The sequence below is a fragment of the Spirosoma sp. genome (assembly GCF_026391055.1).
Taxonomy (GTDB): domain Bacteria; phylum Bacteroidota; class Bacteroidia; order Cytophagales; family Spirosomataceae; genus Spirosoma.
The window spans coordinates 317,495-336,848 of the sequence record NZ_JAPLET010000031.1 but is presented as its reverse complement, the minus strand read 5'-3'; the positions used below and the strand labels follow the sequence as shown (position 1 = coordinate 336,848).

Annotated in this window: 15 protein-coding genes; 11 read left to right on the top strand and 4 right to left on the bottom strand. The window is 49.3% G+C overall.

Annotated features, from left to right (window positions below; all coding sequences use genetic code 11):
- Window positions 1–95: 95 nt before the first annotated feature.
- Entirely contained in the window at window positions 96–2,693 is a 2,598-nt protein-coding gene (bamA, locus tag NT073_RS33185; RefSeq protein ID WP_297382640.1) for an outer membrane protein assembly factor BamA, read from the bottom strand.
- Window positions 2,694–2,803: 110 nt separating this feature from the next.
- Window positions 2,804–3,541: an isoprenyl transferase gene (locus tag NT073_RS33180; RefSeq protein ID WP_297382638.1), complete on the bottom strand. Its 738-nt coding sequence runs from the start codon at window positions 3,539–3,541 to the stop codon at window positions 2,804–2,806.
- Window positions 3,542–3,779: 238 nt separating this feature from the next.
- Between NT073_RS33180 and NT073_RS33175 the strand changes: the two genes are divergently transcribed.
- The 5 genes from NT073_RS33175 to NT073_RS33155 all read left to right on the top strand — a co-directional run bounded on the left by NT073_RS33175 (window position 3,780) and on the right by NT073_RS33155 (window position 8,257).
- On the top strand, window positions 3,780–4,736 hold the full coding sequence (locus NT073_RS33175) for a fasciclin domain-containing protein (protein ID WP_297382636.1): 957 nt from the start codon (window positions 3,780–3,782) through the stop codon (window positions 4,734–4,736).
- 89 nt (window positions 4,737–4,825) lie between these two features.
- Window positions 4,826–5,761, top strand: a complete 936-nt coding sequence (locus tag NT073_RS33170; RefSeq protein WP_297382634.1) for an FKBP-type peptidyl-prolyl cis-trans isomerase — start codon at window positions 4,826–4,828, stop codon at window positions 5,759–5,761.
- Between the two features lie 152 nt (window positions 5,762–5,913).
- Entirely contained in the window at window positions 5,914–6,801 is an 888-nt protein-coding gene (locus tag NT073_RS33165) for an FKBP-type peptidyl-prolyl cis-trans isomerase (RefSeq protein ID WP_297382632.1), read from the top strand.
- 210 nt (window positions 6,802–7,011) lie between these two features.
- Window positions 7,012–7,569, top strand: a complete 558-nt coding sequence (locus tag NT073_RS33160) for a hypothetical protein (protein ID WP_297382630.1) — start codon at window positions 7,012–7,014, stop codon at window positions 7,567–7,569.
- Window positions 7,570–7,789: 220 nt separating this feature from the next.
- The gene (locus tag NT073_RS33155) at window positions 7,790–8,257 is read left to right on the top strand and encodes a hypothetical protein (protein WP_297382628.1); all 468 of its coding nucleotides are present in this window, start codon (window positions 7,790–7,792) and stop codon (window positions 8,255–8,257) included.
- Window positions 8,258–8,288: 31 nt separating this feature from the next.
- Here NT073_RS33155 and rsmH read toward each other — a convergent pair whose 3' ends face one another.
- The gene (gene rsmH / locus NT073_RS33150; protein WP_297382626.1) at window positions 8,289–9,194 is read right to left on the bottom strand and encodes a 16S rRNA (cytosine(1402)-N(4))-methyltransferase RsmH; all 906 of its coding nucleotides are present in this window, start codon (window positions 9,192–9,194) and stop codon (window positions 8,289–8,291) included.
- 129 nt (window positions 9,195–9,323) lie between these two features.
- Between rsmH and NT073_RS33145 the strand changes: the two genes are divergently transcribed.
- The 5 genes from NT073_RS33145 (at window position 9,324) to NT073_RS33125 (ending at window position 15,170) form a co-directional block, all read left to right on the top strand.
- Window positions 9,324–10,577 carry a TlpA disulfide reductase family protein gene (locus NT073_RS33145; protein WP_297382624.1) on the top strand — a complete coding sequence of 418 codons (1,254 nt, stop codon included), beginning with the start codon at window positions 9,324–9,326 and terminating at the stop codon, window positions 10,575–10,577.
- Between the two features lie 83 nt (window positions 10,578–10,660).
- On the top strand, window positions 10,661–11,131 hold the full coding sequence (locus NT073_RS33140; RefSeq protein ID WP_297382622.1) for a MarR family transcriptional regulator: 471 nt from the start codon (window positions 10,661–10,663) through the stop codon (window positions 11,129–11,131).
- Window positions 11,132–11,246: 115 nt separating this feature from the next.
- Window positions 11,247–11,729 (top strand): nucleotidyltransferase, encoded by a 483-nt coding sequence (locus NT073_RS33135; protein ID WP_297382620.1) that lies wholly within the window; start codon window positions 11,247–11,249, stop codon window positions 11,727–11,729.
- Window positions 11,730–11,738: 9 nt separating this feature from the next.
- Window positions 11,739–14,174 (top strand): 3-hydroxyacyl-CoA dehydrogenase/enoyl-CoA hydratase family protein, encoded by a 2,436-nt coding sequence (locus NT073_RS33130; protein WP_297382619.1) that lies wholly within the window; start codon window positions 11,739–11,741, stop codon window positions 14,172–14,174.
- Window positions 14,175–14,618: 444 nt separating this feature from the next.
- A complete protein-coding gene (locus tag NT073_RS33125) occupies window positions 14,619–15,170 on the top strand; it encodes an RNA polymerase sigma factor (protein WP_297382618.1) in 552 nt (183 codons plus the stop codon).
- 61 nt (window positions 15,171–15,231) lie between these two features.
- On the opposite strand, the gene NT073_RS33120 is transcribed toward NT073_RS33125, so the two are convergent.
- Window positions 15,232–17,202: an acetoacetate--CoA ligase gene (locus NT073_RS33120; RefSeq protein WP_297382616.1), complete on the bottom strand. Its 1,971-nt coding sequence runs from the start codon at window positions 17,200–17,202 to the stop codon at window positions 15,232–15,234.
- 275 nt (window positions 17,203–17,477) lie between these two features.
- On the opposite strand from NT073_RS33120, the gene NT073_RS33115 reads away from it, so the two are divergent.
- Window positions 17,478–19,340 (top strand): pseudouridine synthase, encoded by a 1,863-nt coding sequence (locus tag NT073_RS33115; protein WP_297382614.1) that lies wholly within the window; start codon window positions 17,478–17,480, stop codon window positions 19,338–19,340.
- The last annotated feature ends 14 nt before the right edge of the window (window positions 19,341–19,354 follow it).

Below are 19,354 nucleotides of genomic sequence, written 5' to 3'. Positions count from 1 at the left end.
GCAAAATTGACGACTTACGATTGGTTAATCTGTACTACATCGTAAATCGCCATTCGTGCTTTGTAAATCTACTAAACGTTTAATTTGCCTCAATCTTATCTAATCTGCTGGCCAATCGTGAAGTGGAATTGACCGGAAGCTTTGTCTTTTACGCCCGGAATCTTGTCGAAACCGTAGCCGTAGTCAATACCAATCAGACCAAACGCCGGCATAAAAATACGTGCACCGAAACCAGCCGACCGTTTCAGATCGAACGGGTTATACTGCTTGTAGCTTCCCCAGTTGTTACCAGCCTCCAGGAAGGTTAGCACGAAAATGGTCGCCGACGGGTTCAGCGAAACCGGGTAGCGCAACTCGGCAACAAACTTGTTGTATACAACGCCACCCTGGCTACGGGAGGTAGCATCAACAGCGCGATCATAATCGGCGGTATACACGCTTCTGTCATCGTAGCCGCGCAGACCGATAATGTCCTGCGCTAAGGCAAACTGGCCCTGCCCGGCCAATCCCGAACCACCCAGTACAAATCGCTCAAATGGCCCGATGGATGTGCGCTTATTGTAGCTGCCCAGGAAGCCCAGGTGAGCACGGGTATTCAACACCAGTTTACCAAAAACAGTCTGGAACCAACTGGCGTCGAACATCCATTTGTGGTATTCCACAAACTTATACTTGTCTTTTGGTGCCTCCGTTGCGGTGGTTGTACGCCAGGCCGAATAAGGTGGTGTAAACGAACCACTCAGCGTAAACGACGAACCGGCACGCGGGAACTGCGGGTTATCAATACTGTTCCGCGACAGGGTGGTATTAAAAGTAATGTTGTTGGAAATACCGTCCTTGTAGCCGATGTAGAACAGATCGAGGTTGTTCAGGTCATACCGCTGAAACGAAATCGAATTGCTCAAGCTGAAGTAATCGTCGGGGACTTTTAACTGACGACCCAAGCCAATGGTAACCGCCGTGTTGGTATATGATCCGGTTGGCGTGCGACCTTTCAGACTTTGATAAATACTGTATGGATTCGAAGGGTCGTAAAATGTTTTATAGACCGTATGGCTGGCACTTACCGACAGCGCATTGGGTTTTCGGCCACCTAACCAGGGCTCGGTGAAGGACAACGAGTATACCTGATATTGTGAACCGTTCGCCTGAAAGCGCAACTGCACCCGCTGACCATCTCCGGCTGGCAAGGGACGCCAGGCCTTCATGTTTGGAATGTTACGGGCCGAGAAGTTATTGAACGTTAAACCGAGTGTTCCGACGAAGCCTACATAACCACCCCAGCCGCCCGATAGCTCGATCTGGTCGGATGGTTTCTCTTCTACGGTGTATTCGATATCAACAGTTCCATCGTTCTGCGGAACGGGATTGATGCCAATTTTCTCGGGGTCAAAATAGCCAAGCGTTGACAGCTCGCGCTGGGTACGGATCAGGTTGGTTTTTGAGAACTTCTGACCGGGCAACGTACGAATGGTACGCATCACCACGTGATCGCTGGTTTTCGTGTTTCCGTTCAGAATAACCTTGTTAATGGTAGCCTGTTTGCCCTCGAAAATACGAATTTCAAGATCAATTGAGTCACCTTCAATGGCCCTTTCGATGGGCTGGGCATTGTAATACAGATAGCCCAGGTCCATGTATTGAGAGCTTAAATCCTGTCCCGGATTACCGTTCAGGCGCTTGTCCAAATCCTCGGGATTGTAAATGTCTCCTTTGGTTATACCCAGTACCGAACGAAGCTGATCGGCGGTATAAAGGTAGTTGCCCGAGAAGTCGATATTACGGTAATAATACTGACGCCCCTCGCTTACCTTCATGTTGATGGTAATCGTGTTGCTGTTTCCGCCGTTGTTAATGACGGTATCTTCTTCTATAGTGGCATCGCGGTAACCGAGTTTGTTATAATACTCGATCAGCTTCTGTTTGTCTTCTTCGTATTTTTTGGGAACGAATTTCGACGGTGTAAACACCCGGCCAAAGCGTTGTTCTTTGGTGCCTTTCATCTTCATGCGCACCGCCGACTCTTCTACTTCCTCAATTCCCTCGAAGTTGATTTTTGCAATTTTTACTTTCTGCCCTTTATCAACCAGTACGCGCATGGTTGCATTATTCCGGGTGCTGTCGGGGATGGTCGTGATTTTTACCTTGGTGTTCAGATACCCCTTGTCAACAAAATATTTACGCGTTGCCATCTGGGTGTTTTTAATAATCGTATTAGTCACGATTTTACCCAAGTTAAGCTTCACCTTGTCTTTCAGATTGTCCTGTTCACCTTTTTTGATGCCCATGAAGCTAACCCGATAAAGGCGGGGTCGTTCCAGCACTTTGAACATAAGGGTCACTTTGTTGTCAGTGGCATTGGTAGCAAACAGCTCTACGTTGTCCAGCAGGCCCGACTCCATGAGCTTTCGCACCGATGAGCCGATGGCTTCGCCCGGAATGCGGATTTTGTCGCCCACTTTCAATCCCCCGAGCGAAACCAGCGAGTTCGGATCGAGATACCGGGTTCCCGTTACGCTCAACCCGGCAATTTCGTATTCTTTGGGATTGGCGTAGTTGAGCAGATCGTTCGTTTCCGTCTGGGCGGGAGTGTCGCGACCAACGCCGACACGTACCTGAGCCCAGGCTTGAGCAGGCAATAGACTGACAAGCAGGCAAACGGCTCCTACTAGGTATTTTATACGGTGTTCCAAGTTATAATAGCTAATATGTTATTGATTGTCAGGACTCCAGATAAAGCAAAAGGGTTGGATTGTGCCCCAGTTTTTTTGCCGGTTCGTCCGCAAAAATTACCCCTTCTGTCTTACTTGACCAATTGTTCACTAGTTTTTCCAAACCGCCGTTCACGCTGCTGGTAACTTACTATGGCATTATACAAATGTTCCTTGCGGAAATCGGGCCAGAGCAAATCGGGCATATACAACTCGGAGTAAGCCAGTTGCCACAGCATAAAGTTACTGATACGCATTTCACCACTGGTTCGGATCATCAGTTCGGGGTCGGGTATACCCTTCGTGGAAAGATGCTGACCAAAGGTGGTTTCATCAATCTGATCCGGTGTCAGTTTGCCATCGCGCACATCGGCAGCCAACTGTCTGGCTGCTTCCAGAATCTCCCAGCGGCCGCTGTAGCTTAACGCCAGTATGAGTGTTAAACCGGTATTCTGACTGGTTTCACGCATGGCTTCGGCTAACTCGCGCTGGCAGTCGCCGGGCAAACTTTCCGTATGGCCAATGGTTGCCAGCCGCACGTTGTTGTCCATGAGCGTCTTGATTTCTCCCCGTATGGTCCGAACCAGCAGCGTCATCAACGCGTCTACTTCGTATTTGGGGCGATTCCAGTTCTCGGTTGAAAAAGCGTAAAGAGTCAGGTATTTTACACCCAATTCAGCGCATCCTTCCGTCACTTCGCGTACGGCCTTTATGGCGCTGTTGTGGCCAAACACCCTGGCAAGGCCCTGCCGTTTTGCCCAACGTCCGTTCCCGTCCATGATAACGGCTATGTGCTGGGGTAGATTGCTCGGGTCAATATGTTCCTTCATCCCAATGGGGGAGTTTTAACAAAAGTTAACAAGACCGCGAAGATACGGAATTTTAGTCGGTAAGTGAGTCAGTAAGTTGGTAAGTTAATAAGTCGGTAAGCGTCTTTGCCTAAGTTGGTAAGTCAGGTAAGTCAGTAAGCCGCTTACTGCCTCACTTACTGTATCTTTGCCGCAAAGACTACAGGCTGAGAGTTTTCGTTTGTAGTGACAGATTCTTAATAACTCGATTTGCTTTCGTATGAACGCTCTTTTTTTGAAAGGTACCCGTCTGATGTCTGTACTTTTTCTGGTACTGACGGTTTTAACAGGCTGCACAAAAAGTGATGATACCGTCGCCACTCCCCAGACAATTACTGACCGTATCCTGGAAGACAGTCAATTTTCGATACTGCGGGCTGCTGTTACCTATGCAGAGGTGGGTGACTTGCTCAAAGGAGGTAATCTGACGCTTTTTGCGCCCAACGATGCTGCTTTTCAGGCAGCCGGGTATGGCTCGCCAACGTCTATTGTCACGTTGTCGAAAGAGCAGGTACGGACTTTATTATTGTATCATGTGCTGGAGGGACCTGTACCTGCATCGGCAATTCCGGGTGGACTTAATCCGGTAACGACGGCCGACAAAGGCATTGCTTATATCAACAAAGCATCGGATGGCAGGGTCTTTGTCAATAATGCCCAGGTGATTCAGGCCGATATTCAGGTGGCGAACGGATACATTCATAGTATCGATCGGGTATTGACGCCTTCGGTTGGCAACTTATTGACGGCTATTCAAACCAATCCGAATCTTACTCTGCTCACGGCTGCCGTAAATCGAGTTGCTGCCAGTAATCCCACTCTGTTAGCCACCTTGAGCAACGATGCATCGACAAACCTGGTCACTATATTCGCACCGAATGATGCGGCTTTCAGGTCAGCAGGTTATACCGATCTGGCAGCTATCAACGCGGTTAATCTGCAAACACTGACAAATTTGCTGCTGTACCATGTAATGTCCGGTGTGATTTTTTCCAACCAGTTTCAGACGGGTACATTCAACACGTTACTTAGCGGAAACCGACTGACCATATTGTCGACGGCGAATCTGCTAACGATCAAAGGAAATAAGAACACAACAACCGCTACTGTCAAGCAGGGTAACATACCGGCAACCAATGGCGTGATTCATATTATCGATCAGGTACTACTCCCTTAATCGACAAAAAACAGAGGATGTACAACCTTTTGCCACGTTTTGGGGTCAATGGGCGTAGTATTTATGTTTTCTTAGTTATACTCTTCTTCATGCGTACATTTCATTTTGCCATTTTGGGAGCATTGCTGATTGGCGGGCTGGTAGCCTGCCAGCCACAAAGTATCGACTCTAATGCCGATGCAGCCACTGTCTTTCAAGCTAATCAGACCGACATTAACAATTATGTGATTAGTAAAGGCCTTTCGGGAACGACATCGGCTTCCGGTCTTTTTTTCCAGACAACCGTACCCAGTTCCTCAACAGTCGTACCGACTTATGGTCAGGAAATTGAGTTCAATTACAGGCTATATGTATTGAATGGACCAAGCAATACGGCCGTTACCACTACAACGGCCGTTACCGATAGAATAGTGGATTCGGCCTATGCGACAACATCTGCCTACTTCCCATTTTTTGCCGGTTCATTGAAGTCGGGTCTGGAAGAGGGGATCAAAAAAATGCATGAGGGTGAGTCAGCCATCATGATCATGCCGTCGTTACTTGCCTTTGGTAATGTGGCTTCCTCGGATAACACCGTTCCTGCCAATTCGCCCGTTCGGTTCGACGTTACCATGCGTCGGGCGCGGACCGAAGATCAGCAGATTGATGACTATATAGCTGCCAACAAGCTGGTGGTTACCGAGAAGACGGCTACGGGTTTGCGCTTCATTAAAACGAAAGATAATCCAACCGGTGCAACCCCAACGGCGAATCAAACCATAACGATAAACTTTGCCGGTAAACTGCTGCGGGCTACAACCGGCTTTGCGGGTGGTACCGGAACCGATACTAAAACCGTTGGCGTATCGAAATATGTACCCGGTTTTGAAGAGGGATTGTCTAAACTTAAAGTAGGCGACAAGGCAACCGTTATTTTCCCGTCGTCGCTGGGGTATGGGGCAACGGGAGCCGCCCAGAATCAAACCTACGTGATTCCGCCATATTCGCCCCTTAGCTTTGACCTCGAAGTGGTATCCGTCAAGTGATTTTTCGGCTTTCTGAAAGAAAAATGGTTTGTGCTGACGACACAAACCATTTTTTGTTGGTCATGTCAGCGGGCAGGCATTTATTCCGTGAAACACCGGTACTTTGCTACCTTTGCAGAATAATATACCTATACTTCTTTACCTTTATTTTCATGCGTAACTCTCTTCAATTGATTTTTGGTTTATTGCTGGTTGGTGGCTTCATTTCTTGTCAAAAAGAAAATGTTGATACCAGTGGAGGTGATGTTTTTGAAGCCGATAAGGCAATCATTCAGGATTACGCGGCCAGTAAAGGGCTTAATGGGTCAATGACCGCCAATGGCGTGTATTACGCACTGACCAAAGCTGGAGCCTCCACCGTAAGCCCCGCCAACGGACAGGAGGCCGAGTTCAGTTACACATTATATACACTGGTTCGGGGTAGCGGCACTGCCGTAACCGACAAATTCGTTGATTCGACCTATGCCACCAAGTCCAGCTATGCCTATCTGGTGGCTACAAATCCGGGCTTGACGGAAGGGCTTTTCCGTATGCGCGAGGGCGACCAGGGGGCTATCCTGTTGCCGTCTGATTATGCATTTGGCTCATCGGGAAGTTTGGATGGCGCTATTCCGCCCAACACACCGGTTCGGCTGAACGTAACCCTAAAACGAGTACGTACTGAAGACCAGCAGATAAACGAATACATGACGGCTAACAAACTGACGCCTACGGAGGTAACGGTAAGTGGCCTACGGTTTATTAAAACGGTAAGTAACAGCACTGGTGCAACCCCCCTGGGCAATCAAACCCTTAATGTGCGGTATAGAGGCACTTTGCTAAGGTCGTCGTCGGCTTTTGACAGCACAGGCACTGGTACCGTTGGGTTTACGCTGGGCCAGTCTGTTGCCGGTTTTGATGAAGGGCTGTCCAAACTCAAAGTTGGTGAGAAAGCAACGATCATCATGCCATCCAAAATTGGCTACGGAGCTACAGGCCGGTCGGTTATTCCGCCGTACGCACCCATGCGCTTCGATATTGAACTGGTGTCGGTCCAGTAACTAAGGTCAGTTTGAGTAAAGGGAGCCGGGTAGGGCAGAGCGTCTATCCGACTCCTTTTCGTTTGTATGATGGAGAAAAAAGCCTGATTACAATAAAAATTCAGCACCCGTTTACAACCTTCCGGTGCATGGACGAGTCTTTATTTAAAACCTGAACATACGTAACCTTAAGAGATTTCTGTTAGGTATTGGTAAGACAACTCAACGCACATGAAGCCGCTGCATAACATCAAATTGATCGTAAGTTATTGTGCCCTACTGGGGGCGCTTGTGGCTACAGTTACCGCTTGTTTCAACGAGCCTGACTATTCGAATGTCCCGCAAATTGAGTTTAAAGGATTTAGTAAGTACACCTTGGAAGCGGGAACCGGCGTGGGTCAGCAACGGCGCGATTCGCTGGTGATTACGATTGGATTCAAAGACGGCGATGGCGATCTGGGAAACAACATGCCGATCAGCAGCGCTGAGGAGGATCGGTATATGCAAGCTGGTGGATGGGGCAATTACCAGATTCGGACGTTTCGCCTGGAGAATAATCAATTCAGAGAACTGGCCAATACAGAAGATAGATTCATGCTATTTCCCCGATTGGCCCGCGAAGGAAAAACCGGTCCCATTGAAGGCAGCCTCGACCTGTGGAAAATTTATCAATATGGTAGAACGTCCACGAACTACCGGGTCAAATACCGGATTCAGGTTAGGGATCGGGCGTTGAATGTCAGCAACGAAATCGAAACCGATACCATCACAGTCCCTTACGCTAACTAAAGCAACATAGTAGTCATTAACATACGAACCGGCAGCTATAGGGTATACAGATCGTAGCTATATTGCTCCTTCATCCAGTCATCTTCCGACTTTTATGAAAAAACCTCTTTTCGCAATTCTCGTACTAAGTACTCTATGTTTTTGTCAATGCAAGCCCGACCCGCAAGCAATTCCTGTTGTTAATGAAGAACAGGCTACCAGGGCTTTACTTACAAACGAAGTGAATCAGCTCGTGGGCAAATGGCGTATACAGGAATCGACCATTGAGCCGCGCCAGTTTAACCCGTATCAGGTAGAGCTAGCTATTTCCAAAGACACCGTATTGCGCGATCTGGCTACCCTGACAATCCAACCCGCCCCAATGCCTAACCGGCTGGTACAGGGTTGGCCGTCTTCTCATTATACGGAACTGGAGGGCACGCTTGACTACGGTGGTAAATCGTACCCGGTTTATATCAGCCTGGTCATTCCAGACGAAGTGACCGGTGCCCGCAGCGGAGTAATTAAACTTTGGAACTTCCTGCCGGGTAATTTCGAGCCAGAAGCCGAGGCCGTTTTATTTAAGAAACTGGGCTTCTTTCATACCGACTTTACGTTAACAACGCCATCCGATTCATCCGTAATGCATTGGCGAGGCACGGGTCAAATCTCGTCGATTGGGTTAACACACGTTAAGTTTATAAAGTAGCTGTAGTTATTTCAGACTGCCTGATTTCCGCTTATAGTTTCTCGGCAATCCTGAGCTTGGCGCTGCGGGCACGGGGGTTACGGGCTGTCTCTTCGGGCGTCGCTTCAACGGGTTTGCGCGTGATGGATTGCAAAGGTTTGAGGTCATTGCCGAACAGATCTTTCTCTACTTCTCCCTGAAACTTCCCTTTGTTGATGAAGTTCTTCACGAGCCGGTCTTCGAGCGAGTGATAGGACATCACAACCAGCCTGCCGCCGGGTTTGAGAATATCCGGCACCTGCTCCAGAAACTCCTCCAGCGCCTGTAGCTCCTCGTTTACTTCAATGCGCAGTGCCTGGAAAACCTGCGCAAAATACTTGTTCTCTTTACCGCGTGGTGCCAGTCGCTGCAAAGCGGCTTTCAAATCATTGACCGTCTTGAGCGGCCGGTTAGAGCGGGCTGACACCAGCGCTGCGGCTGCTGTTCGGGCATTAGTAATTTCACCGTACATGCCCAAAATCCGATGCAACTCGGCTTCCGGATACTCATTAATGACTTGCCGGGCCGTTTTATCCGCATTCTGATTCATCCGCATATCAAGATCAGCATCGAAGCGGGTCGAAAAACCACGTTCGGGGGTGTCGATCTGGTGCGACGAAATGCCGAGGTCGGCCAGGATGCCGTCTACCTGTTCCGCTTTGTAAAGCCGTAGGTAACGCTTGATGTTACGAAAGTTAGACGCCACAAAGGTAAGCCTGGGGTCGCCGATGGCCTGGGCGTTGGCGCGGGCGTCGGCATCCTGATCGAAGCCGAAAAGCTTACCGCCTTCCAACTGATTCAAAATTTCCCGGCTGTGGCCTCCTCCGCCAAAGGTAATGTCGACGTAAGTGCCGCCAGGTTGTAGATTCAGCCCATCGATGCAGGCCTGTAATAAAACGGGTTCGTGGTAAGTAGCCATTCAGAAACTAACCGTAGTTAGCAGTCGTTATTTTGGACGTTGACAATCAGTTAGTAGGCTCTATTTGTACCATTTAGTACGTATAATTGTCTACCAGCTACAGCCTGCATCCTGAATTTATTGAACACTATGAAACATCTTCTTCCCATGGCAGCCCTCACGTTGCTGCTTTTGCCATCGGCTTGTTCTAGCCAATCGACTCCGGCAACGGTTAAACCCGGTACCTATCGGGCCGTCCTGACAACCAAAGGGGGCGAATTGCCTTTTGGCCTGGACATTCAGCCAACGGCCGCCGATGCCAAAACGTACACAGTCTTTGCCATCAACGGTAACGAACGCCTAAAAATGGATCTTGCAACCGTTCAGGATGATTCGCTTCGCATCCCGATGACATTGTTTGAGTCAGAATTAATTGCAAAGATAGACGGTAATCAGCTACGGGGCGTATGGCGTAGGCGTCGAACCGCCCAACAGACGCAAACACTGCCCTTTAGTGCCCAGCATGGCCTGACCTATCGGTTTGTGCCCGACGATAAATCGGCCGCTACCAATTTAACGGGAAAGTGGGCTACGGACTTCGGCAGCAAAAGCGGTAAAGTGGATACCGTGAACGCAGTAGGCGTTTTTGATCAGAAAGGCAATCACCTGGCTGGTACATTCCTGACCCCCACCGGCGATTATCGCTACCTCGACGGCAACGTAGTGGGCGACAGCTTATTTCTGTCCTGTTTCGATGGGTCGCATATTTACTTGTTCAAAGCCAAACACGATCCGGCTACCAAAACCCTCACGGGCGGGCACTGGGCGGGCGTATCGGGTTACGAAGCCTGGGTGGCCCGTTTCGATCCCAAGGCCGACCTTCCCGACCCGGCTAAGTTGACATACCTAAAGCCGGGTGCCAAAACCCTCAACTTTTCGTTTCCTGAGCCGGGTGGCAAAACGGTATCGACCTCCGACCCGCGCTTCAAAAACAAAGTGACGATTGTTCAGGTCATGGGTTCGTGGTGCCCCAATTGCATGGACGAAACCAATTTTCTGAGCCCCTGGTACAAGCGAAATAAACAACGTGGTGTTGAGGTGGTAGGCTTGGCTTTCGAGCGGTCGCCGGAGATGAGCGAGTCGGGACCGAAAATCGAGCGGATGAAGCAGCGGTTCCAGATCGACTACCCTGTTGTGCTGGCCGGTACGAATGACAAAGCGCAGGCGTCCAAAGCTTTACCTGATTTAAACGCCGTTGTCGCTTTTCCAACCACCATTTTTATCGACAAGAAAGGGCAGGTTCGGCACATACATACCGGCTTCTCTGGCCCCGGCACAGGTAAATATTACGATCAGTACGTTGAAGAGTTTAATCGATTGGTTGATAAACTGCTGGCAGAGTAGTTAGATATTAGTATGCAAGCATACTATTTTCAAAAAAAATAGTAGATTTACATCCAGAAGTTGGACTGAGGACGACGTGGATCATGAAAAAAGAGAAAACGGTTGATTTTCATATAAAGTGGGGTTGGCATGCCATTTCACGCATGTACAACGCTTATGCCTCCCGGTTCGGCATCACCATGGCGATTGGCTACGTGTTGCTGAATATTGATCTGGAAGAAGGTACGCCAGCTACAAAAATTGGTCCCTTGCTGGGTATGGAACCCCGCTCTCTGGTTCGGATGCTTAAAAGCCTGGAAGAGCGGGGGCTGATTCGGCGGGAAGTGGACGGAAATGACAAACGATTTGTCCGGATCTACCTCACCGACGAAGGGAAGGCTAAACGGGAAATGGCCCGCGATGGCGTTATCCAGTTTAATAACATGATTCGTGAGAAAATCCCACTTGATAAACTGGTGACCTTTTTCGATGTCATGAAAGAAATAAACAAGATGGTCGAGGAAGAAAATATTAAAATTAAAGCCACTGAATCGGAAGAACTGTCTTTGGAGTAATGATATGGACGTTACGCTCGATAACCTCGCTGAAAACCGACTGAAGGCCTTTACGCGGCTTATGAGTCTGGCGTCTAAACTATATCATGCCAACCCAAAGAACCCACCAAAACCGATGAATATTGCCGATGATGAGGTTTTATCTCTATTGAAAAGTTTGAACCGGCATAAAGTTCAGTTTTTATTGGTGGGGGGCATGGCGGGTGTTGTGCATGGACATATTCGAACAACCCAGGATATGGATTTATGGCTAAAATCCGATGCGGAAACGAAAGCGAGTTTAATTCTTGCCCTCAAAGAGAACAATGTAGTGGGTGCTGACTACCTAAAAGATGTACCATTACTATTTGGCTGGACAACGGTTGCTGTCGGGAAATATGGGTTCACATTGGATATGGGTTATCAATTGAAGGCGTTTCGTGATGTTGATTTTGAGGTCTGTTACGAACGGGCCATTGACATAGTATTTGACGAAGTGCCGTTTAAAGTTATTCAGCTAAATGACCTGATAACAGAGAAATTGGCGACCGGACGGCCAAAGGATCTGAATGATGTTGACGAGTTAATTAAAATCAAAAAAGATAGGAACGCCGACTAAACTAAACACATGGAAGCTACCTTAGAAAAACCCAAAGCTCAAATAAAAAATAGAACGATCCGGCGCGTTGCCGTACTGGGCTCCGGCATTATGGGCTCACGCATTGCGGCTCATTTCGCTAATATCGGTGCCGATGTGTTGCTGCTGGATATCGTTCCCAAAGAACCCAATGCGGCTGAACAGGCCAAAGGATTGACTACCGACAACCCGGCAGTGCGTAATCGGGTTGTGAACGAGGCTTTTCAAACCATGCTGAAAGCCAGTCCAGCCTCCTTATATAGTCCTAAATTTGCCGAGCGGGTCAAGCTGGGCAACTTCGATGATAACCTCAAAGAAATTGCTGCCTACGATTGGGTGATTGAAGTCGTTGTGGAGCGGTTGGATGTCAAACGGTCGGTTTACGAACGTGTTGAACAGTTTCGCAAGCCGGGGACGCTCATCACCTCGAACACGTCGGGTATTCCAATGCACCTGCTGGCTGAGGGCCGGAGCGAAGATTTTCGCCGTAACTTCTGCGGAACGCACTTTTTCAACCCACCCCGCTACCTGCGATTGCTTGAAATCATACCCGGCCCCGACACCGATCCGGCCGTTATTGATTTCCTGATGAACTACGGTGATTTGTACCTTGGTAAAACAACCGTATTGTGTAAAGATACCCCCGGCTTCATCGCCAACCGGCTTGGGATTCAGTCCCTTATCCAAACCATTCGCGTAGCCGAAGAACTGGGACTCACGGTTGAGGAAGTAGATAAGCTTACCGGTCCGGTTGTTGGACGGCCCAAATCGGGAACGTTCCGGTTATCGGATGTGGTGGGGCTGGATACGACCGTCAACGTAGCCGGTAATCTGGTCAAAATGGAGCACGACGAATCGCGGGCGAGTTTTGAACTGCCCGCTTCGGTGCAGAAATTAATGGAGAGCAAATGGCTGGGCGATAAAACCGGTCAGGGCTATTATAAAAAGACAAAGGACGAGAAAGGTCAGACCCAGATTCTAGCGCTCGACCTCAAAACGTTCGAGTACAAGCCGTCGCAAAAAGTAAAATTCGCGACACTGGAAAGCACTAAAGCGATCGATAACTTACGGAAGCGCTTTCCGGTACTGGTTGCCGGTAAAGACAAGGCCGGTGAGTTTTACCGCAAAACCTTTGCCGATGGGTTCCAGTATGCCACGCACCGTATTCCAGAAATCTCCGATGAACTGTACCGGATCGATGCGGCCATTACAGCTGGTTTTGGCTGGCAGTTGGGTTTATTTGAAACCTGGGACGCTGTTGGTGTAAAAAATGGTCTCGATATGATCGAAGCCCAGGGGAAAAAGCCTGCTCAATGGGTGTATGATATGCTCGACGCCGGCTTCGATAGCTTTTACAAAGTAGAAGGGGGCAAGCGTAAATATTACGACATTCCGACGAAAAGCTACAAGGCTATTCCGGGCGTAGAGGCTTTTACAATCCTGGAGAATCTGAGCAACAACGTGGTCTGGAAAAATGCCGATGCGTCGATTTATGACATTGGCGACGGTATCCTAAACGTCGAATTCCGGAGCAAGATGAACACCTTTGGGCAGGGTGTTTCGGAAGCACTCAACAAAGGTATTTTGCTGGCCGAAAAAGACTTCCGGGGGTTAGTTGTTGGTAACGACTCGGCCGAAGCTTTCTCGGCGGGGGCTAATCTGGCAACACTGTTTATGTTTGCCGTTGAGCAGGAGTTTGACGAGGTAAATCTGATGATTGCCCAGTTCCAGAAACTCATTACCCGGCTGCGCTACTCCTCTATCCCGGTGGTGGTTGCTCCGCATACGCTCACCCTGGGTGGCGGTTGTGAAGCCGTCCTGCACGCCGACCGCGCCGTGGCACATGCCGAAAGTTATATTGGTTTGGTAGAAGTGGGTGTTGGCCTGATTCCGGCAGGTGGTGGTACCAAAGAGATGGCTGCGCGTGCGTCAGACCTGTACCAATCCGGCGACCCTGAGCTGAACATCCTGCAAAATGTGTTTATGAACATCGCCACGGCTAAAGTGTCTACCTCGGCGCAGGAAGCCCGCGAGATGAACTACCTCCGCTCGACCGACCAGATTGTGCTCAACCGTAGTCGGCTGCTGGCCGAAGCAAAACAGGCGGCCATTGAACTAGCCGACAACGGTTACACACAGCCCAAACCCCGCGCTGACATAAAAGTGCAGGGCAAAACCGGAATTGCGCTGTTTAAGGCTGGGCTGACGGCCATGCGAATGGGACGCTACATTTCGGACCACGATATGAAAATAGCCGATAAACTGGCCTACGTTATTTGCGGGGGTGACCTGAGCGCACCGCAGGTAGTTTCGGAGCAGTATCTACTGGATCTGGAACGTGAAGCGTTCCTGTCGCTCACGGGTGAGAAGAAAACGCTGGAACGTATCCAGAGTCTGCTTACGGGGGGTAAACCGCTGCGGAACTAACGTATTTATTTATCAAGTAACGCATTAAGCCGTAAGGGGTAAAGGGAAACGATCTCTTTGCCCCTTACGGCTTAATGCGTTATTATGTTTTGAGTAATGATTCATGAACTAGACATAATGCATAAACAGAAGATGACGGTTAACGAGTATAGTCAGTGCCTGCAGCATGCCACAATTTAAAAATCAGCCTTGAAAGCGTCTATTCGGCATAACTAACTAATAGTTAGTAGTTAATAATCGTTAATCAGTAACCAATACTCAACTTTTAAGTACATGTGACCCTTATTAAGACACAGTAAATAAGAATATGTCTTCGCTGGTCACGATTAAAGCCGTTGGATATGTTTCCGCTGACCTGCACAAACTGTATATAGGAGTCTTTACGTATCTTGTGAATACCAGAACGCGTGTGCGAACGGGAGCACTAACCTATATACCTTATAAATGAGTACTCGTTTGAGTGATGAAGAGTTGATTAGACAGTATCTGTCAGGTCAGCCTACGCACTGTTTTAAGGCTCTTTACGATCGGTACGTTAACAAAGTTTACCGACGATGTTTGTCCATGACTAAAGATCCTTCGAAAGCCGAAGACTTTACCCATGATATCTTTTTAAAAGTATTCAATAAGTTAGACGCCTTTCAGGAACGGTCGAGTTTTTCTACCTGGCTATATTCAATTTCGTTCAATTACTGCTCCGACCAGATTCGACTGGCAAGACGGGTTCAGATGACCGATATTGAGGATAGTGCCAATTACAATATCCCAGACGCTACAGAAGAGCATCTGCATGAAGAGACGCTTCATCTGGTAAATCGGGCAATGAAATCCTTGTCGGCAAACGAGCAGGCATTGCTGCGACTCAAATACGAAGATGGTATGAGCATAGCAACCATTAGCGCAATGCTCAATCTTAAAGAGAGTACCGTGAAAATGAGACTCAAACGGAGTCGGGACAAGATTTATAAACTGTACAGCCGACTACACACGACCTGATACGTTGCGTTGATGGGGTTAGCTGTACAATGGATTAAATCACGCTCATCGTCTGTTTCTTTTATCTGATAAAGTTGACAAAATGGGCCAATGCCGTCGGATTTCGAAGGGTATCTTTGCTCGTTGCCAGGGAAACATCCATGCCGGACAGGATTTTCTTTATGGGCGTTTCAAGCTTCTTACCGCTAATTGTGTACGGAATATCAGCTATGGCGTAGACGGCGTCCGGCACATGACGAGGGCTGAACTGCTTACGTAAAGTATCTTTAATACGCGTTGTCAGTTCGCTGGTTAGCGTAACGCCATCTTTAAGGACGACAAACAACGGCATAAAATACGTTCCGCCGGGTTGTTCCAGCCCAACCACCAGGCTATCCATAACTTCCGGAATACTTTCTACTGCACTATAAATCTCGCTGGTCCCAATACGAACCCCATCCCGATTGAGAGTTGCATCAGAACGGCCATAAATGACGATTCCATTTCGCTCTGTGATCCGTATGTAGTCGCCATGTCGCCAGATACCGGGGTACTCTTCAAAGTAACTCTTGCGGTAACGATCATTGTTGGGGTCATTCCAGAAATAGACCGGCATGGAGGGCATGGGTTCTAAAATGACCATTTCGCCCAACTCGCCCCGCACTGGTTTCGCCTTTTCGTCGAAGGCCTCTACTTTGCAGCCCAACAACCGACACTGAATTTCACCCTCGTAGACGGGCAGCAATGGATTACCACCCACAAACCCGCTGCATACATCGGTACCGCCACTGAGCGAAATCAGCCAGACCTTAGACTTTATTGATTCATAGATCCAGCGGAAACCTTCCGGCGGCAGGGGAGAGCCTGTTGAGCCGATGGTTCGGAGGTGTGTTAGTTTGACCGTATCGACTGGTTTGAGGCCTGCACGTAAGCAAGCGAGATAATAAGCTGCTCCTCCTCCAAAATGAGTGACCTTCGCTTCATCGGCCAGTTTCCAGAGCACATTAAGGGTTGGGTAGCCAGCCGCTCCATCATACAGCACCAGCGTTGAGCCTACCAGCATCGACCCCAGAGCATAATTCCACATCATCCATCCCGTAGTGGAATACCAGAAATACCGCTCCCCCGGCCTGACATCCTGGTGCAGCCCGAGGGCTTTCAGGTGCTCGAGAAGGCAACCGCCTACGCTGTGTGTGATGGCTTTTGGCTTGCCCGTTGTTCCTGATGAGTAAAGTACCCAGATGGGGTGCTCAAAAGAAACAGGCTCAAACGTTAGCCCGTCGGGAACTGGTGTATCCAGCACATCACGCCAGGAGATTGTACCCTCAAGCTGGCTGTGTGTATCCAGATAAGGTATCCAGATGACATGCTGAAGGGTTGGCAGTTCATCACGCAGCTCACGAGCTGTGTCTGTCTTATCAATCCGTCGGCCATTGTACGAATAGCCATCGGCCACAATAAGGATTTTAGGCTCGATCTGCTGAAACCGATCAACAATGCTGGATGTACCGAAATCGGGTGAGCAACTCGACCATACGGCGCCAATAGCATTGGTTGCCAGAAAGGCCACAATGGCTTCGGGACCGTTTGGCAAAACAGCGACTACCCGGTCACCCACGTTTATCTGCTGATTGCGGAGGTAAGTGGCCATAGCAGCCACCTGATGTTCGAGGGTATCCCACGATAGGCTTCGGACAGTAGGCTGTAACTCGGACGAAAAAAGGATGGCCGGTCGTTGGGGTGTACGGTGCCGGAAAATATGTTCGGCGTAATTGAGCGTTGCCTCCGAAAACCAGCTTACGCCAATCATATCCCTCTGACTGGGTCTGAAAACTACCTGATGATAAGGTGTATGGCTCTGGACATCGAAAAACTGCCAGATACTTTCCCAGAAGTGTTCCAGATCCGTGACGGACCAATCCCACAAATCGTCGTAATCCCGAAAATAGAGCCCTTTTTTCACAAAAAGCCAGTTCATGTATCGTTTCAACAGACTTTGCTCAATCGAATTGCGGTCGGGCGTGTAAAGTGGGGTTACGATTGGTTGCGGCATACAATGGAAGTCAGGCGGTAATTGATGGTAGAAAAGGAGGTAGTGGTATCGCTTTCCCGATAGCCGTCAGCAACGGTACCGGTAGCTCGGTATTGACTAACGTGAAATCAGTTCTGCGGATTGTTTTTGGGATAAAAAGCGTTGCAACAAAAGGGATATAATCAGGTTATCCTGAAAAGCCCTAACTTTGTACCCCATTTTGTATTTTATTAGAACAGGTATGCTGATTATCAGCCAGATTAATTATAAAAACAGCTGATTTACTGTATTTTTCCATGAGTCAAGATTCAGAACAGAACGACCGAAACACCGGCCCAGGCCGTGATGGTGATTCGAACCGGCAGAGCGGTCGTTCCTTCGGCCGTCGGGATGACGTCCGCAACAGTGGCACAAACTCGTCACGACCTAACCGGGATTCAGATCGCCCCCGTTTTAGCCGGGATAGCGACCGGAATGACCAGCCAAAATTTAACCGGCCTGCCGACGGCGACCGGCCCCGTTTCAACCGCGATGACCGTAACGACGGACCGCGTAACGACGGACAAAGAGGAGGTAACTCCCGCGATACGGGCCGCCCTTTCCGTAATGACGGACCACGTAATGACGGACCACGTACCAATGACCGTAACAGCGATCAAGGCAAACCCCGTTTTGACCGCAATTCAAACGACCGCCCTTCCTTCAACCGGGATAATGACCGTTCTTCATCCAGTCGGGATTCGGAACGTCCGCGCTTTAGCCGGGATAATGACCGGGGTGATCGCCCAAAGTTCAACCGCCCTGCCGATGGCGACCGGCCTCGTTTTAACCGCGATGATCGCACATACCGGCCCGCTGGAGCCGGTCCCCGTCCTGATTCTGCATCACGCCCTAATCGGGACGACCGACCGGAGCGACCCCGTCGGGATGCCGATTCTCCAAGATTCTCCAGCGATAGAAGCCGTAGCAATGATCGTTCGGACAACGACCGACCAAGACGTGACGACCGTCCTTCGTTTAATCGGGATCCGGAACGCTCACGCTTTAGCCGCACGGATGCATCGCGTGATACGAACCGTGAGTCGAAAAATGACGGACCGGCGCGTTTCCCTCGGGAGCGTAAAAGTACAGGTGGATTTGCTCGCCCCGAAAAGCCCGCGTTCAAACGAGTAGGTGGTTTTAGCCGCGAGGCCGACGAACGCAATAATTTTGGCGGTGAAGACCGTCGTGGTGAAGACCGTCGCGGTAACCGTGACGAAGAGTCTGGTTTCACTGGCCGTCAACGTAAAGAGTCTGGAGATCGGCGCACAGGAAATTTTACCAAAGCACCGGATTACAAGCTGGAGCAGGTACGGGCAAACCAATTTGCCAAACGAAGCCGTCCAGATGATCGGCGTGGTAGCCAGGATAGCGATTTGGAAAAAGGCAAACGTACGCCCGCCAATGACGGAACGACCCGTTTAAATCGATTCATTGCTAACTCGGGTGTTTGTTCGCGTCGGGAGGCCGACGAACTTATTGCCCACGGCGATATTTCTGTAAATGGCAAAGTTGTGACCGAAATGGGCTACAAGGTAAAGGAGGGGGATACCGTCAAATACGGTACCAAAGTCCTGAACCCCGAACGGTTCGTCTATGTGCTGCTCAACAAGCCTAAAGATTATATTACCACAACTGAAGATCCGGAAGAGCGGAAAACGGTGATGGAACTGGTAGCCGATGCTGGCAAATTCCGGATGTATCCGGTAGGACGCCTGGACCGGAACACCACCGGGTTGCTGTTGATTACCAACGATGGCGAACTGGCCGATAAACTGACGCACCCATCGAACAACATTCGTAAAATCTACCAGGTTGAGCTGGACAAACCCATCACCGATGAACATTTCGAAGCCATCAAAAAGGGCATCGAATTGGAAGATGGCCCAATCAAACCCGACGCGATCAGTATTGTTACGCCGGATGCCTATGTGGTCGGTATCGAAATTCACTCGGGACGTAACCGCATTGTGCGCCGTATTTTTGAAAGCTTCGGGTACGAAGTAACAAAACTCGACCGCACAACCTACGCTGGTTTGACCAAGAAAGAACTGCCCCGTGGCAAATGGCGCTTCCTTGACCCAAAAGAGGTTGTGAAGTTGAAATATCTGAACTCCTAACTTGCAATGAGTAA

Coding starts and splice junctions, on each gene's coding strand:
- NT073_RS33180 (WP_297382638.1), bottom strand. CDS start 3,541: ATGAAGGAACATATTGACCCGAGCAATCTACCCCAGCACATAGCCGTT.
- NT073_RS33175 (WP_297382636.1), top strand. CDS start 3,780: ATGAACGCTCTTTTTTTGAAAGGTACCCGTCTGATGTCTGTACTTTTT.
- NT073_RS33170 (WP_297382634.1), top strand. CDS start 4,826: ATGCGTACATTTCATTTTGCCATTTTGGGAGCATTGCTGATTGGCGGG.
- NT073_RS33165 (WP_297382632.1), top strand. CDS start 5,914: ATGCGTAACTCTCTTCAATTGATTTTTGGTTTATTGCTGGTTGGTGGC.
- NT073_RS33160 (WP_297382630.1), top strand. CDS start 7,012: ATGAAGCCGCTGCATAACATCAAATTGATCGTAAGTTATTGTGCCCTA.
- rsmH (WP_297382626.1), bottom strand. CDS start 9,194: ATGGCTACTTACCACGAACCCGTTTTATTACAGGCCTGCATCGATGGG.
- NT073_RS33145 (WP_297382624.1), top strand. CDS start 9,324: ATGAAACATCTTCTTCCCATGGCAGCCCTCACGTTGCTGCTTTTGCCA.
- NT073_RS33140 (WP_297382622.1), top strand. CDS start 10,661: ATGAAAAAAGAGAAAACGGTTGATTTTCATATAAAGTGGGGTTGGCAT.
- NT073_RS33135 (WP_297382620.1), top strand. CDS start 11,247: ATGAATATTGCCGATGATGAGGTTTTATCTCTATTGAAAAGTTTGAAC.
- NT073_RS33130 (WP_297382619.1), top strand. CDS start 11,739: ATGGAAGCTACCTTAGAAAAACCCAAAGCTCAAATAAAAAATAGAACG.
- NT073_RS33125 (WP_297382618.1), top strand. CDS start 14,619: ATGAGTACTCGTTTGAGTGATGAAGAGTTGATTAGACAGTATCTGTCA.
- NT073_RS33120 (WP_297382616.1), bottom strand. CDS start 17,202: ATGCCGCAACCAATCGTAACCCCACTTTACACGCCCGACCGCAATTCG.
- NT073_RS33115 (WP_297382614.1), top strand. CDS start 17,478: ATGAGTCAAGATTCAGAACAGAACGACCGAAACACCGGCCCAGGCCGT.